This window comes from Bdellovibrio sp. HCB209, assembly GCF_047306065.1.
Classification (GTDB): Bacteria; Bdellovibrionota; Bdellovibrionia; order Bdellovibrionales; family Bdellovibrionaceae; genus Bdellovibrio.
In genome coordinates, this window is record NZ_CP178618.1 from 1,386,888 (window position 1) to 1,402,857 (window position 15,970).

14 protein-coding genes and 1 riboswitch are annotated in these 15,970 nt (G+C 45.5%); of the genes, 8 read left to right on the forward strand and 6 right to left on the reverse strand.

What is annotated here, in order from left to right; translation table 11 throughout:
* The first annotated feature begins 93 nt into the window (after positions 1-93).
* Together ACLVWP_RS06860 and ACLVWP_RS06865 are read left to right on the forward strand one after the other, a co-directional pair.
* Entirely contained in the window at positions 94-759 is a 666-nt protein-coding gene (locus ACLVWP_RS06860; protein ID WP_413560875.1) for an O-methyltransferase, read from the forward strand.
* A gap of 98 nt (positions 760-857) precedes the next feature.
* Positions 858-1,241 carry a SnoaL-like domain-containing protein gene (locus tag ACLVWP_RS06865; protein WP_413560877.1) on the forward strand — a complete coding sequence of 128 codons (384 nt, stop codon included), beginning with the start codon at positions 858-860 and terminating at the stop codon, positions 1,239-1,241.
* Positions 1,242-1,318: 77 nt separating this feature from the next.
* Here ACLVWP_RS06865 and ACLVWP_RS06870 read toward each other — a convergent pair whose 3' ends face one another.
* Complete coding sequence (locus tag ACLVWP_RS06870) at positions 1,319-1,456, reverse strand: hypothetical protein (RefSeq protein WP_413560878.1); 138 nt, start codon at positions 1,454-1,456, stop codon at positions 1,319-1,321.
* Between the two features lie 344 nt (positions 1,457-1,800).
* Entirely contained in the window at positions 1,801-2,196 is a 396-nt protein-coding gene (locus ACLVWP_RS06875; protein ID WP_413560879.1) for a hypothetical protein, read from the reverse strand.
* A gap of 254 nt (positions 2,197-2,450) precedes the next feature.
* On the opposite strand from ACLVWP_RS06875, the gene ACLVWP_RS06880 reads away from it, so the two are divergent.
* Positions 2,451-4,286: a glycoside hydrolase family 44 protein gene (locus ACLVWP_RS06880; protein ID WP_413560881.1), complete on the forward strand. Its 1,836-nt coding sequence runs from the start codon at positions 2,451-2,453 to the stop codon at positions 4,284-4,286.
* Here ACLVWP_RS06880 and ACLVWP_RS06885 read toward each other — a convergent pair.
* Both ACLVWP_RS06885 and ACLVWP_RS06890 read right to left on the reverse strand, forming a co-directional pair.
* A complete protein-coding gene (locus ACLVWP_RS06885) occupies positions 4,231-5,034 on the reverse strand; it encodes a DUF3750 domain-containing protein (protein ID WP_413560882.1) in 804 nt (267 codons plus the stop codon). The two genes, ACLVWP_RS06880 and ACLVWP_RS06885, sit on opposite strands and share 56 nt — an antisense overlap.
* A 108-nt stretch (positions 5,035-5,142) precedes the next feature.
* A complete protein-coding gene (locus tag ACLVWP_RS06890; protein ID WP_413560883.1) occupies positions 5,143-5,493 on the reverse strand; it encodes a hypothetical protein in 351 nt (116 codons plus the stop codon).
* Positions 5,494-5,756: 263 nt separating this feature from the next.
* On the opposite strand from ACLVWP_RS06890, the gene ACLVWP_RS06895 reads away from it, so the two are divergent.
* On the forward strand, positions 5,757-6,563 hold the full coding sequence (locus ACLVWP_RS06895; protein ID WP_413560885.1) for a hypothetical protein: 807 nt from the start codon (positions 5,757-5,759) through the stop codon (positions 6,561-6,563).
* Here the strand turns inward: ACLVWP_RS06895 and ACLVWP_RS06900 are convergent.
* A complete protein-coding gene (locus ACLVWP_RS06900; RefSeq protein WP_413560886.1) occupies positions 6,560-7,348 on the reverse strand; it encodes a substrate-binding periplasmic protein in 789 nt (262 codons plus the stop codon). The genes ACLVWP_RS06895 and ACLVWP_RS06900 overlap by 4 nt on opposite strands.
* Positions 7,349-7,411: 63 nt before the next feature.
* Between ACLVWP_RS06900 and ACLVWP_RS06905 the strand changes: the two genes are divergently transcribed.
* The 4 genes from ACLVWP_RS06905 to ACLVWP_RS06920 all read left to right on the forward strand — a co-directional run bounded on the left by ACLVWP_RS06905 (position 7,412) and on the right by ACLVWP_RS06920 (position 13,883).
* A complete protein-coding gene (locus ACLVWP_RS06905; RefSeq protein WP_413560887.1) occupies positions 7,412-9,112 on the forward strand; it encodes an NAD-dependent malic enzyme in 1,701 nt (566 codons plus the stop codon).
* A 266-nt stretch (positions 9,113-9,378) separates the two neighbouring features.
* Positions 9,379-10,236: a hypothetical protein gene (locus ACLVWP_RS06910; protein WP_413560888.1), complete on the forward strand. Its 858-nt coding sequence runs from the start codon at positions 9,379-9,381 to the stop codon at positions 10,234-10,236.
* Positions 10,237-10,364: 128 nt separating this feature from the next.
* Positions 10,365-11,645: a trans-sulfuration enzyme family protein gene (locus ACLVWP_RS06915; RefSeq protein WP_413560890.1), complete on the forward strand. Its 1,281-nt coding sequence runs from the start codon at positions 10,365-10,367 to the stop codon at positions 11,643-11,645.
* A 43-nt stretch (positions 11,646-11,688) separates the two neighbouring features.
* Positions 11,689-11,792: riboswitch (TPP riboswitch) on the forward strand.
* Complete coding sequence (locus ACLVWP_RS06920; RefSeq protein ID WP_413560892.1) at positions 11,784-13,883, forward strand: TonB-dependent siderophore receptor; 2,100 nt, start codon at positions 11,784-11,786, stop codon at positions 13,881-13,883. Its footprint overlaps the riboswitch before it by 9 nt.
* A gap of 52 nt (positions 13,884-13,935) precedes the next feature.
* Here the strand turns inward: ACLVWP_RS06920 and ACLVWP_RS06925 are convergent, their stop codons facing one another.
* A complete protein-coding gene (locus ACLVWP_RS06925; RefSeq protein ID WP_413560893.1) occupies positions 13,936-15,936 on the reverse strand; it encodes an alkyl/aryl-sulfatase in 2,001 nt (666 codons plus the stop codon).
* Between the last annotated feature and the right edge of the window lie 34 nt (positions 15,937-15,970).

A 15,970-nucleotide genomic window follows, 5' to 3' on the forward strand; every position in this document is an offset into this window, starting at 1 on the left:
TCAATTTGGTTTCATTAAGAGGGGAGTTGGGCAAAATCTATTGCCCAATTCAGGATTTCTTTTTAGATCCACTCTTTTAATGGAGAAATAAGTATGACATCGACTCTAGCTACTCACAAAGTTCAAAATCTTCTAGCGAAACTCTATAAAGACTCAGCGGAAAATGATCCGATCAACCGCCAAGCAGCGATGGCATTGCCTGAAACGGCGACTCGCGACGAATTCTATACAGCCATGCGTGGAGTTTACATGGCGATTGGTAAGGAGTTTGGAAACCTTTTGTATGCGACGGCTCGTACGGCGAAGGCTCAAAAGATTGTGGAATTTGGAACATCTTTTGGTGTTTCGACAATTTATTTGGCGGCTGCGATTAAAGATAACGGTGGTGGTAAAGTTATCACGACTGAATATCATGCAGAGAAAGTTGAAAGAGCCAAAGCGAATCTTGCGGAAGCGGGTTTGTTGGATTTTGTTGAGTTCCGTGTTGGTGACGCCAGAACAACGTTGGAGCAAAATCTTCCGCAAAATGTAGACATGCTTTTCTTGGATGGACCAAAAGGGATGTATATGGATGTGTTGAAGTTGATGGAATCACAAGTCCGTGCGGGTGGAGTGATTGCTAGCGACAATACGGATCATCAAGGCCTTGAAGAATTCCTGGGTTATTTGCGCAATCCCGAGCATGGTTACATCTCGGCTCCGATTCATACGAAACGTGGAGAGCGTTATTCAGCACATGAGATCACGTTGAAGGTTTAGAATCTCTCTAGGAAGTAATTTTTAAGGACTCTTTCAGTACTTTCTTTCCAGGCCTCTCCGGGTGTAGCCTTTACTTGAAGCTACACGGAGGAGGTCTTATGAACCTACAAACTCAAAAAGACACTCTGGAAGTCGGCAGAAAGCTTGTCGGTTTTTGCAGGAGTAATCAGGTTGTGAAAGCAATCGAAACTCTTTATGCAGACGATGTGCAAAGTCGTGAGGCGATGGACTCTCCAGGAATGCCTTCTGAGTCCCACGGAATTGAGAACGCACTTAAGAAAAATAAACAGTGGGAAGAAACCATGGAAATACACTCAGCGCAAGTTGATGGACCATTTCCGCTAGGTGATCGATTCGCTGTTCATTTTAAATATGATGCCACTGATAAATCGACCAATAAAAGTTGGCAGATGGAAGAAGTTGGTATCTATACCGTGCAGAACGGTAAAATCGTGAAGGAAGAATTTTTCTATACTATGTAGTTTAACTATATAATGAATGATTCGACCAACATGCTTAGTCAGGGAAGCCTTAAAAAGCTCCCTGATTTTTTTTGATGCTAGTGAGGATCGATGGAACCTAGTTGTGTAGGAGTGTGAGCTTCTTCGCGAACGGTGCAGTTGGAATAGAATAGGCAGATAAAAAGATAAATTCCAGAGAGTGCTAGAAATCCTTTTACTCTTACTCTTTTAGCCATTCCAATTCCCCCAATGCGGACTGTCTCTAGATATTCTCGTCCATTTTCTCATTTTTCTCGAGAGCTAAAGACGCCAAATCGTTCCGTTTTCTCAAAGTGAAACGCACTTTTGTTCAACGCGATTTGCTTTCGTTTTTGCTGCTAGTGATTCTGCGTAGATACAAAACTCTTTCGCGAAACAAAACTCTACCAACGTTGAACCGTGGTGAGAATGCCACAGGGAAATTTCCAGAATTTGGTCTAGGGGATTTTTGATAAACTGGCGAACTGTTAGTCGCAGAAATAAAAAAACCGGGAACAAGGTCCCGGTTTTGAAAGCTCGTGGAGCAGTCGTTTCTAAGATCTTAGCGGCAGATCATTTTAGAAATTGAATTGCTGTACTCGTAGCCAGAGTCGTTTTCGTCGTATTCGAAAGTGGAGTTGGCTTTACCGATTTCACCGATAGAAAGCTTAGCCCATTTTTCACCACGAGAACCCAAAGAGCCACTGACTGATTGTTCATTAGAACCTTCAGCAAGATTGTAAGCGCCTACGTCTGCAGTCCAAACATCAGCGTAAGTTTCAGAGTTCTTAGCTTTGGTTTTTTCTGTTTTATAGTCGAAAGATACGCCACCGTTCAACGAAACTGTGACACTCACTTTGCTGCCATTTTTATCAATGCCAGTGCAGGAGATTGATTTTGCCTGTGATGTAGCTGCGATTAATAGAGTCGCTGCAATCACCAAAGATTTGTTCATCATAAGTACCCCATCTCAGAGAGATTTATAGATGGGGTTTTATACTCCAGTTAACGACCTCAGGGGGAAAGAAGTGGGTGTAGTGAAAAACTGGAAGGGGTGTCACAAAAATTGACACCTCTGGGGGATGATCCCTAAGGACAGTTTGGCCATAAAACTAGAAACAGGAATGCTGGCTCACTTCAAGACTGCCGTCTACCGAAAGTAGTAAATACCATTTGGGTGAAGCACAATTGTTAAGAGGGGATTCAAATTCGATGAAAACAATCTGGAAGAAACGCCATCGTATTATGTCGTATACGGCGCTCCTGGCGCTGATGCTCCTTTTTCAAAACTGCTCAAGCACGGGCTTTGAAACGCAGGCTCCTGGCGATGGTAGCCAGTCACTGCCTAGCACAAATCCTTCACCAACACCTTCTCCGACAGTAACGCCATCTCCAACGGTAAGCCCTACCGTAAGCCCTACCGTAAGCCCTACCGTAAGCCCTACCGTAAGCCCAACGGTGTCTCCGACAGTCTCGCCGACTGTTTCACCTACGGTGACGCCGTCACCAACGACAACGCCGCTTCCAGCAGCGGATGTGACATTTAATATTGATGCTAATTTGAATCGCCACGCGATCTCTCCTTATATCTATGGATCAAACTATGAAGTGAGTTTGTATAACGGTATCGGTGCCTTCCGTATGGGGGGCAATCGCTGGACAACTTACAATTGGGAGAACAATGCCACGAATGGTGGTACAGACTATAACAACTCAAGCGGTAACCGCGTTTGTGAGTTGGTGAATTGTGGTTCTAACAGCGAAGTGCCTGGTGAGGCGGTTCGTTTAGGTATTTTGCTTGCATATAAATATGGAGCGACGCCCGTTGTGACAATTCCTATCGTGGACTACGTGGCAGCAGATAAGAATGGAACTATCACGACTCAAGCCAGTGATACGAACACACGCTTCAGAAGAAACTTAGATCGTAAACCATCGAGTGTAACAACTCCGGTGGGCAGTTTGTCTGATAACTATGTCTATCAAGACGAGGCTGTGGCTTACTTCCAAAATGCATTAAAGACAGAATTGGCTGCGGGTAAAAAGATTCACTATATGCTCGATAATGAGCCGTCTATTTGGAAAACTACTCACCCTTTGATCCATCCAGATAAAACGACGTATGCCGAGATGAAAGAAAAGACCATTCGCTTTGCGAGCATGATCAAAGAGAAAGCTCCGAACTCGATGGTCTTCGGTGCTGTTGGTTATGGCTTCAATGAAATGATGAGCTTGCAAGATGCTCCAGATCGCTCCAACGGGGAGTATATGTCTTGGTTCTTGCAACAGATGGCGGCCGCAGAAAAAACTTACGGCAAACGCTTGGTTGACGTTTTAGATATGCACTGGGGTTCTGAAGCTCGTGGTGATGGCAACCGTATTTTGGACGAGACCGTATCGCAAACAGCGGGTTTGATTGCCGCTCGTTTGCAAGCCCCTCGGTCCTTGTGGGATCCGACTTATAAAGAGACTTCGTGGATTGTGGATGATTATTTGAAACAGCCATTGAAGTGGATTCCTCGTTTGAAAGAGCGTATTAACACGTATTACCCAGGGACGAAGATTTCGTTTTCGGAATACAACCATGGCGGTGGCGGAATCATCTCTGGTGGTATCGCGCAAGCTGACGTTTTGGGAATCTTTGGGCGTGAGGATGTTTATTTAGCAACTCACTGGGACCGTGAGGATTCTCCTTATATTTACGGAGCGATGAAGCTTTATACGAATTATGATGGTGCGGGCTCTCGCGTAGGGGATATCTCTGTTCAAGCGGCAACAACGAATGATGAGAAGTCATCCGTGTATGCGATGCAGTCCTCGACGGATGCTAAGAAGCTTTATCTCGTGGTGATTAATAAGACGGCGGGCACATTGAGTACGAATATTAATATCTCGAACGCTGGAACATTTACGAAGTACCAGCGCTATCAAATCAATGATGGAACATCGACACCGAAAAATATGGGCGAAACCACTCTCAGTGGCAGTGCCTTTAATTATGCGATGCCGGCGATGTCGGTGACGACGCTGATATTGTCTCGTCCGTAGAGTTCTTATCTGTCGTATTAAAGACAGGTTTATCTGACATTCCTAAGCGCCCGACAAATGGCAACTTTAACGCCGGTCGGGCGAAATCAATACCGAAGCTCATACCTAAAAGATTGATTTCGATACCTTCAGCTAAGCCTACGCTGGCTCCCAACAGACCAAATATAGAAACTTGTACTCCCGTTCCTGATTCGGTGATGCCGACAGGTTGACCTTTACCGATCCAGTCCTTACCCACAGCGTGGGGAGGTAGATCTGTATAGATGCCCGGTGTATTTCTCATCACATAAGAGACGAATGTGTTGCTATTCGGTCCGGGATAAATGCGGTAGGACTCTGGGTACGGATAACTTTCGATAGCTTTCAAAATTTCGGGAATCATTTTCTCTGCTGACTCGCCACGAACATCCATATGTAAAGAAGGATCATTGCCGAACCATTTTTGATCTGGTTGACGATGAGTCAAGCGAATGACGGGAAGACCGCGATTGGCATAGTAACCGATGACTTCGTAAACACTCCACTCCGCCGCATTTTTTTCTTTGTAGGCAAGCCACGAGTGCACAGCTAAATTGCCTTTCCACCCGTAAGTACGTGCGGAATAAATTTGAACAATAGCACGTTTGTCTTCAAGAGGAGTTGGGGCAATGCCCACAGAACTGCGATCCGCAGTTCTCCAATCAGTGGCATTGGCAATCAGGGATTTTAGAAACAAAAGAGTCACAACGAGTAGAGACTTAGTTTTCATTCCTGCAGGATAACTTATTTTGCGTGAAAGCAATAGCATGGACGTGCTGTGTCCCAAGACTAAGGTGGGCGCAAAATCAGCTCCCACCTTGAAAACTAAGTGATACTACTATTCAGGCCGAGGTGAATTGCGTAAATCACATCCACCGACGAGTGTATCATTCCAAACTCCTTCGTACTGGTAAACATGATCCGACATTCCATCGCTGCCTTTTTTATTCAACTGAATGCGCAGTTTTGCTTCTCCGTTGATTGATTTCGCGGTGAGAAAGTTTCCTGCTTTGGAGTGGGTCGAAGGCCACGTTAGATACTCTTCATTAGGGCGAGTGAGACCCAACTCTTTCATATCAGTATCGTAGGTTACTTGGGCAAAGGGCTCCGTAAAGTTGCACCAATAAGTGGTGGCATGGGTGAGGGGAGCTGCGAAGGTCATGGCTAAGCCGAATAGTACAGGTTTCATGGTTTCTCCTTGTTGATGTAGGGGAAAGCATAGGGAGGGGTGTCTATTCGGTATACAAATAAGCGGGCTAAGTGCCGAGGATCACAGGACGTTTTAGTGGCCCCAGCGAATGACATGAGAGGGGTGCCTAATTTGTCGTTCGTTTTGGAAAGTATTTCCCGGTTTTTGTGGGGTGTAAGTACTGAGCTCAAAATTATCCAGTAAAGACCCTTCGGCACAGAAAGTGGATAGTGGTGGCTATCAACCTTTATAAGGAACCATTTATGTCTAAACGTTATACAAAGATTTTAGCAGCCACTGCATTGATGATGATTTTTGGTGCGACAAGCGCTCACGCTTCAATGGAAAAAGATAATTCTATTGATGCTCAATCAGATGTTGAAAGTGCTTTTGCAAACTTGGACGAAGCTCAAGGTGGTTTCGAACAGTCTGAGCAAGAGCTTGGTGAAGCAAAGACAGATTATGCAGGTCGTACTCGTGATCATAAAGACACGACTCTACGTACTCGTCGCGAAATCAAACGTTTGCAAGCTGAAGCGGATAGAAACTCTAAGCAAACAACTCGTTTGATCAGTGAGACTATTACTTTGCGTAAGCAAATCGAAAAAATGGATTCTCAAGAAAACGACGCTCGTAACAAATTGGCGCGCGTAAATGATAAGCTTGGTAAAGCGCGTTCTGACCGTGAACAAGCAACTGATAAAAAGTTGCAATTAACTGCAGCTATGAACGCGACTAAAGGTGAAATGGCTCGCACGAACGCAGCTTTGAAAACAGAGCAAGCTAAATTGGCTCGTGCTAAAAATGAAGAGCGTCAAGCAGCAGCTTTGCTTAAAAAGACAGATGCTGATTTCTTGAAAGCTCGTATGAACTATGAGCGTGAGTCTAAACGTTTGGCTCAACAAACTTCTGAGGCATTGGCGAAAGCTGAGCAAAACAACAGAAGAGCTCAAGCAAACCTTGAGAAAAGAAAACAACTTCAAGAGAAGTTGAATCAAAAGCGCCAAAAACTAAGCGAAGCTAAAGAAAAGCAACAAAAGGCTTTGGCACGTTTGGGTAACTTGAACTAATTGAGGTCGGCGTTTTTCTTGGAAAACGCCTCTTGATTTGTCGGATACTTTTTGCGGAACTCTGACTCGATCTTTTTGTAAGTTCCGTCTGAATGAATAGTTTGAATTCCCTTTTCAAGGATGGCCGCGTACTTCGCACCATCCTTGTGTTTTTTTGAGAAGTTCACGTACAAAGCATCTCGAGAAACGCGTCCTAAAGACTTCACTTTGATTTTAAGATCGGGATTTTTCTTAAGAAGCTCCTCGCCCGTCATTCCCCATAAAACCGCATACTGAATTCGCCCCGCAGCGACTTTCATGAGTTGGGATTTTTCCGTGGGACCGGGTTCCGTGATGATTTTTTTATTGGTCAAAAAACTTGTCGGGTAGGTGTAACCCAAAGTCGTACCAACGACCTTACCTTCAAGGTCGGCTAATTTAAGGCCAGATTTTTCATTCACTTTTCCATAGATCATCATGTCTGCCTGAAATAAAGGTGTCGCATGAAAGATGTAGCTGTCCTTCGTGTTTTGATTAATCACGGTGTCGAAGCAACCCAGAGAGTTTCCCTTGTCGACTTCCATCATGCACCGAGCAAAAGGCATAGGGCGTATGATTGCCGTCACACCTTGTGACTTAAAAGCCGCACGAACGATGTCTGGAGCAAAGCCTTGTACATCCTTGTAGTCTGAAGTCGCAGAGGAATAGGGAGCCCAATCGTCTTCGCCAAGAAGATGGATAGTCTCCGCCTTGGAGACTGCACAAACCAAAAATACCGAAAGAAGAATCCAACGTGATAAGATCATCACTTTAAGCTACCGCAGTTATAACAGATGTACAACACGTACCCTTCGTATTAAGATGACTTCATGGACACAGATAATTCGAATAAACGCCCGGTTTATATTCCTTATTCAGCGACATTTCTTTTGGACATTCCTTTGCTTAATAAAGGCAGTGCCTTTTCTGATGAGGAAAGAACAAACTTAAATTTACACGGGCTTTTGCCAGAACATATCGAAACGATTGAAGAACAAGCTGCAAGATCTTACAGCCAGTTTAGCAGCATCAAAAACAACCTAGACCGTCACGTGTTCTTACGCCACTTGCAAGATACGAATGAAACTCTTTTTTACCATCTCGTCGTTCGTCACATCACCGAGATGCTTCCGGTTATCTACACTCCGATCGTGGGCGAGGCGTGCGAACATTTTTCTGAGATTTATCGTGCGCACCGTGGTTTATTCATTTCCTACCCGCAACGCGATCGTATTGATGAAATGCTTCGTAACGTAACTAAAGCCAATGTGAAAGTCATCGTCGTCACTGACGGTGAACGTATCTTGGGTCTAGGCGATCAGGGAATCGGTGGAATGGGAATTCCTATCGGTAAGCTTTCTTTGTACACAGCTTGCGGCGGAATCAGTCCTGCTTACACTCTGCCAGTGGTTTTGGATGTTGGAACGAACAACCAAACGTTGATCAATGATCCACTTTACATGGGCTGGCGCCATCCACGTATTTCAGGCGAAGAATATTACCAATTTGTTGACGCCTTCATCGAAGCAGTGAAGCGCCGTTGGCCAGACGTTTTATTGCAATTCGAAGATTTCGCACAAAAAAATGCCTCACCACTCTTGAAGCGTTACCGCGACGAGATCTGCTGTTTCAACGACGACATCCAAGGAACAGCAGCCGTAGTAGTAGGAAGCCTCATCGCTGCCAGCCGCGCAGCCGGCGGTCAGTTACGTGACCAACGAGTAGTATTTCTGGGAGCAGGTTCTGCAGGCTGCGGAATTGCTGAACAGATTATTGCAAGAATGAAGCAAGAAGGTCTTACGGATCAAGAAGCTCGTTCGCAAGTATTCATGATCGATCGCTACGGTTTGCTAACAGATAAAATGCCAAATCTTTTGGAATTCCAAACACCATTGGTACAACCAGTGGACAAGTTGCAAAGTTGGGGACTACCAGAAGGCGAAATCTCATTGCTAGAGACAGTCCGCCACGCAAAACCAACAGTTTTGATTGGAGCTTCAGCACAGCCAGGACTCTTCACAGAAGAAATCATCCGCTTGATGCACAGTAATTGTGCTCGCCCAATCGTAATGCCACTATCGAATCCAACTTCAAGAGTGGAAGCACTTCCAGAAGACATCATTCGTTGGACAGACGGAGCCGCATTGGTAGCAACAGGAAGCCCATTCTCGCCAGTAGCATACAACGAAAAGATTTACCCAATCGCTCAATGTAACAACTCCTACATCTTCCCAGGAGTTGGCTTAGGAATCATCGCAGCGAAAGCACGCAGAGTAACTGACTCTATGATGATGGCAGCAAGCGAAGCACTAGCAAGCTGCTCACCAATGGCATCTTCGGGAGATGGAGTTTTACTACCAGAGCTAAAAGACATCTCTTCAGTCTCAGTAGAAATTGCCTTCCGAGTCGGTAAAGCAGCTCAGGAAGATGGCGTAGCCGCAAAAACGACAGACGAAGAATTACTAGAAGCCATTCAAACAAATTTCTGGAAACCAGAATACAGAACCTACAAACACCGAGCTGCCCAATAAACGTCGTCTGCGGTCTGAGTGAGAACCCAGCTGGAGATGTATGCAGTGGCAGCGACCTCCGTGGGCGCCACGACGGCGCGCACTCGCCGAAGGCGAGCCACGGTTGAGCCCGGATGGCGTGTCGCAGAACTGCGTACAGCGCCAGCTGGGTTCTCCCTCAGATCGCAGTCCCAGAGCCATGTTCGGATTCGTATTAGAAGCTGTCTAGAAGTTAGACAAAAAACTGAAGTCAGCATTTTATAGCTAATGCTAGTAAACTGAGGTCTATGATTCAGGAACTTTGGCATTCATTTCCACGGACTTTGGTAGATCGAATTAATTCGCTATTGGATGAGGCGGAGCCTTCTCAAGCGAAAGCCTTCCAATTGTATAAGGCTTGTCAGAGTGAGGGGCTTTGGGATGAGACCTTTGATAAGTTTCAGCGCAAGTTGAATGCGTATTATGAAATTCCTAAATATAAGCGCAGTAAAAGTGCTCTTGATCAGATGCTGAATTCTCCGTTGCCTTCGGTGATGTTTGAGGATTTTCATTTGAATTTTAGAAATGCTTCTGTGAACAACCATTCGCTGATTTCCTTGGCGAGTTGGACTCATCATCTTTTGCGTGTCGGTGGTAAGTTTAATAGCATCGTAATCGCCGAAGATGTGATTACGAAGACTTTGAACTACATCACGAATCCTCCGCTTTTTGAAAAATCGTCGAATATCGAGTTTGATGATTTTTGTGAGGCTTGGAGTAAAACGGTTTTCAAACTTTACGGAAAAACTCATGATGCTGAGATGACTCGCATTGTGGGGGAACTTCGTTATTTGAATACTCAGTTGATCATTGAAGATCAACAGCGTAGCGAACGTCCTCTGACGATTCCGACGATCTATTTAACTCAAACCGAAATTGATTGGACGATGGCGGTTTATGAAGCGGCGGAAGAGGGATTGGAAATGCCTAAGTATCCTCTTTCGAAAGGCCCGCAGAAGCCTCGTTTGATTGAGCTTTTGCGTGTGGTTCAGCTTTATAAAATTGTGCAGAACACGCAGCTGCCGGAGTTTATCAAACATCGTGAAAACATACGCGCGACGATTTTGGATCGCTGTCAGAAGCTGATTGCCGACAAGGCCAGCTAGAATCTTTTCTCAACTCCATCCAATGTGACTTGATGATGGCTTGAGGCGTTAACCGCCTGAAGTCATCGGTTCCCCGTGGGTAGAACTTGTGCTCTAGTTTTGCTGTAAGTAAATCTAGAGGGGGAATTGTGACTAAAAAGTCCGCTCGTAAAAAGTTATCACCGCGCACTCAGGCCATTCATGGCGAAGCACTTTCAAAATCTTGGGAGTTTTCGCATCACTTGATTCCTCCGATGACAGCTTCGACGACCTTCCGTTTGGGTTCACTCACACGTGGTGCCGAGGGGTTTAGTACTTTCGCGGGACCTCAAGATCAAGACAAGCCGATTTGGATTTACGATCGCTTGGAAGAACCCACAACTAAAATGCTCGAAGATCAATTGGCTATTCTTGAGAAAGGCGACTGCGCCGTTACTTTCGGTAGCGGTATGGGTGCGATCTCCGCAGCGATTATGACCTTGGTTAAAAGTGGTCAACGAGTCGTAGCTCACAAAACTTTATACGGTTGCACATACAGCTTGATCACGAACTGGCTTCCGCGTTTGGGAGTCGAGCACTCTTTGATCGATGTGAATGACTTTAAAGTTTTGGAACAAGAACTTAAAAATCCTAAGACTCGCGTGGTTTATTTTGAATCCGTTTCAAATCCTATTCTGGAAATCGCAGATCTTGAAAAAATCGTAGAGCTGGTAAAAACCGCGAATAAAAAACGTAAAGCTGACGACCGTATTTATACTGTTGTGGATAATACTTTTGCGACACCGTGGTCGCTGCGTCCTCGGGAGTGGGGTATTGATTTCGTCATCCAAAGTTTGACTAAGAATATTTCTGGTTTCGGTACGGAAATGGGCGGAGCGGTTATTTCTCCAAAAGCCTTCGATGGTCAATTGCGTGTAGCTCGTAAGGACTTCGGTGCGATTATTCACCCTTACTCTGCGTGGCATATTTTGGTTTATGGTATTTCAACTCAAGCCATTCGTTTTGAACAACAGCAGGCGACAGCCTTGAAAGTGGCGCAGTTCTTGGAAAAACATCCGAAAATTGAGAGCGTCACTTACCCTGGTTTGAAATCTCATCCGCAAAGTAAATTGGCTCGCAAGTATTTGGTTTCTCCAGAAAACACTTTTGCTCCAGGGACTATGATTTCGTTTTTGGTTAAAGGTGATATGAAGCGCTGTCAGAAGTTTGTCGATGACGTGGCTCAAAACTCCTATGCCATTACTTTGGCGGTATCATTGGGGTTGACGAAAACTTTGATCGAGGTGCCAGGCTTTATGACCCACTCTGCGATTCCAGAAAGCAAGCGTGGGGAGAGCAAAATCGATCCGCGCGCGATCCGTCTGAGCATCGGTCTGGAAAATGTGAAGGACATTATTGGCGATCTTGAGGACTCGCTGAAAAGAATCTAAAAAAGTCCATTGACCTGATTTCCTGTTTGCGACATATATCTGCCACAACAACTAGGGGTGCTGTCATACATGGTGTGTGACGGCTGAGAAATACCCTTTGAACCTGACAGAGATAATGCTCGCGCAGGGAAGGTCTAAATGCAGTTCTACGTTCGCTCGTTCGCTCTCATGTTAAATCTTACAATCTTAATTGGTTTTAATGCTAAGGCTGAGGAAAGTTCAACACAGCTGGCTCCGGTCATTGTGCACGACAAAATTCAAAGCGAGGCTTCGCTGCTGGGTTTTGAGAGCATGGATCTTGCTGAGGTTCCAGTCAGTGCTGATGTTTATTCAGCCGAAACCCTAGAAAAAAACCATGTGCTTCGTCTGGCAGACTTAACCAGTCTCGAGTCTTCTTTGAGTGATAGCTATAATGCCACTGGATATTGGGACATGCTTTCAATTCGTGGTTACACGTTGGATAATCGCAGTAATTATAGACGCGAAAATCTTCCGATCAGTGCGGAAACGGCTATTCCTTTGGAAAACAAAGCGGGAGTGGTTGTACTGAAAGGTTTAAGTGGAATTCAGTCTGGCGCCAGCAGTCCCGGAGGTTTGATTAATTATCAGATCAAGCGTCCTTTGGACGGTCGCCGTATTTCCGTGCGTTCTGATGTGAATGATTCTGGTGGTTTTTTACTCGCCGCCGATGCGAACAGTGGTTTAGTTGCGAATGAGAATATGGATTACCGAGTGAATGTGGCTCACGAGTCGTTGTCTCCACATTTAAAGAGTGCAAAGGGTCAGCGCTCGTTAGTAGCGGGGGCCTTAAGTATCCGCTTGCCTGAGCAATCAATGATTGAAGGTGAGATCGAGTGGTCGCAGCGCTCGCAGCCAAGTCAGGCGGGCTTTAGTTTGTTGGGGGATCAGCTACCTCAGCTTCACGATCCGAATATCAACTTAAATAATCAACCTTGGTCAGAACCAGTGGTCTTTAGAGCCATCACGGGTAGTTTGAAATACACCAAATCTGTGAATGAAAATTTTAATATTTCTATGATCGGCGGCGTGCAGATTTTAGGAAATGACGATCACCTTGCCTATCCCTATGGTTGCACTAAGGACGGGAGCTTTGATCGCTATTGTTCGGATAGTACGTTTGATATGTACGATTTTCGCAGCGACAACGAAAGTCGAGAGACTTACGCCCTACGCTTATCTTTAGATGGAAAATTCACACAGACGGAATTTCAACATTCATGGTCCGTGGGAGCCATGACTTGGAACACGAAAGAACGCTATCAACGCCAAGCTTATAACTATGTCGGTGAGGGAAATATCAACGGGACCGTTGTATTGCCAGCAGATCCTTCATTGACTGATGAAAGTACGAATCGGGATTCACGCAATTTGCAGATTTCTTTGGCGGATTCAGTAAAGTGGAATTCATGGACAGGATGGCTAGGCGCAAGTTGGAATGGAATTTCTCGAGCGAGTGTCAGAACAGATGGCAGTCGCGCCACTGACTATTATCAAAGCTTTATGCTGCCTTGGGCTGCATTATCTTATGATTTAAAAAATGTGTTGGTGTATGTGAGTTATGCCGAGGGAATGGAGTCTTTCGTCACTCCGAATCGCAATACTTATTCTCGCCCGGGGGAATTCCTCTCGGATGTTGGTTCCTCGCAATATGAACTGGGCTTACGAGGCAAGGCCGGGATTCAGTGGAATGTCGCAGTCTTTAAAATCGATCGCCCCTTGGTTGCCGATGCAGCACCGAATTATCAAGTGGATGGCATTGATCAGCACACTGGTTTCGAGGCGGATATTCAGGGTGATTTTGACAGGTTTACCTGGAATTTTGGCGGGATGTGGCTTCGTACGGAACGCAAGAATAGCGAGTTGCAAGGAAGTCTTAACGGACGTCGCGCTGTAAATGTTCCTGATTCTACCTTGCGTGCGGGAGCAGATTATAAAACACCGTGGCCTGTCGGCTTTGATTTAAGAGGCCGTATTAGCTATGAAGGCGAAAGAGCTGTGACGGCTGATAATACGCTGGTTCTGCCGGGTTGGGTTCGTTGGGATGCGGGCGTTGGGTACGCGATGAAAAGCAAAAAGATTCCTATGAAAATTGATTTGTGGGTGCAAAATCTGACCGACAATAATTATTGGAGAGAATCGCCAACCCAATACGGGCATATCTATCTTTATCCCGGAGAAGAGCGCGCTTATGTTTTGAGTGCGCAGATAGAGATTTAATGTATAAAGGACGGGGGGACCCGTCCTTTTTTTATTGCTAAGTAGGTGTTATCTATTCGGCGCTCGCCATACGCTCGTCAGATTTTGATTTCTCCTCGACGGGAGTGATCAAGTTAAATCCTGGATCGAAGCTATCAAGCATCGCCGCTAAATCGCCCAAAGCGCGAGTCTTGCCTTCTGATTTGAACTTTTCATTTCTTTGGTCGAAGGTTTGCATGCCACCCATGATGCTTGCGAAGTCTTTGTAGTCCATGGTGTAGGATGCATCCATTTCTTCGTTCGGCATCGATTTGCGCACATGTACCACGGAGTTGTTCAATTCTAAAGTGTGCTTCTCTTTGGATCCGTTGAAAGTAAGTCCGATCTTCATCGACTTACCATTCGCCTTTTCAGGATTGAGGCGAAGACCCGTGTACTCCATCAACATCGCAAGAGGAAGAGTACGAGTGTCGATAAATGGCGGCGTTGGAAAGATCGGTGCGCCACGAAGTTCTGTTGCTCCGGAAATATAAACGTCACGCCATGGACCGCTCTCCGCTTGGAAGCCTAATTGCTCCAACGCTGCAGCTTGCAGGCGACGAGCTTCCTTATTGTTGGGCTCCGCATAGACCAAGTGATTTACGATTTCAGCGGTCCAGCGATAGTCGCCTTTATCAAAGGCCTCCCGTCCATTTTTTAGAACTTTGCTGGCTCCACCCATCGCCGTGACATATCTTTTTGCAGCTTCAGTTCTTGGGTGTTTGTGCAGAGTTGCTGGGTTCGCGTTATAGAATCCCAAATACAACTGATAGGTCGCTTTAACATTGTGGTTCAAAGATCCATAGTAACCACGATTGTAAAACTCTTTAGCCAAAGACTCAGGTAGCTTAATTTTTTCGGCAATTTCTTCTGCATCATAGCCTTGATTTGCCAGGCGCAAAGTTTGGTCATTGATGAATTTGTACATGTCTCTTTGCTTAGTAAGATGCTCGACGACTTTTCCGTTGCCCCATCTTGGCCAGTGGTGGGAAGCAAAGCTGACATCGGCTTTTGAGCCAAACATGTCTAACGTTGTATTCAAAGCTGTGCTCCACACGTTGGCGCTACGAACCTTAGCACCGCGAAGAGTGTAGAGGTTGTGCATTGTGGATGTGGCATCTTCCGACAAACACAAGGCTTTCATTTGTGGGAAGTAAAACAGCATTTCCGATGGAGCTTCCGTTCCCGGCGCCATTTGGAAGACGATTTCGATTCCATCTACCGTCATTTTTTCGCCGGTTTTCGTGATTGTTTTTGTAGGAGCGATGATGCCTGTTGTTCCGTTGGAGGTCGCAGAACCCAATCCTGTTCCTAAATTTTCAGTAGGGGAGTTTTTTAGACCACGACCGTACATGTAAACCGCTCGTCGGCCCATGGCATTCCCAGCGAAAAGATTTTCGCTGATGGCTTCTTCCATAAAGCCTTCCGGAGCGATGATTTGAACTTTTTTGGCTTTCACCTCAGCTTCATTTGTCACTCCGCCGACTCCTCCAAAGTGATCGACATGGCTGTGAGTGTAAATCACGGCTTTGACGGGGCGTTTGCCAAGTTTTTCGTTAGCGAGCTTTAATCCGGCTGCAGCTACTTCATTTGAAATGAGGGGATCAATGATGATCCAGCCTGTTTTTCCCTCAATCAAAGTCATGTTGGAAATATCGAAGCCACGAATTTGATAAATCTTATCAGTGACCTTAAAAAGCCCATGCATACGAGTCAGCTGTGACTGTCTCCACAGGCTTGGATTTGCGGTGTCAGGCGCAGGTTCGTCTTTCAAAAAGTCAAAGGCGTTCAGATCGTAAACTGTTTTGCCCTCCGCTGTTTTGATCACGGGATTGTCGAGGGTTGCGATAAATCCTCGTTGAGCAAATTCAAAATCTTCCTTGTTATTGAAGTCCAGCATTTTGACATAGTTCTGATTGGCCTTACGGGTAAAATCAGTGGCTTTCCCCTCTGGCAGTTCAGCTGCATGACTTACTGAAAATGTCAAAGATAATAGACAGGCACTGAGAGCAGCGCTGCTCGAAAATAGCTTCATAATTTCCTCCTAGAGCTCCTATTATTTTCAGATC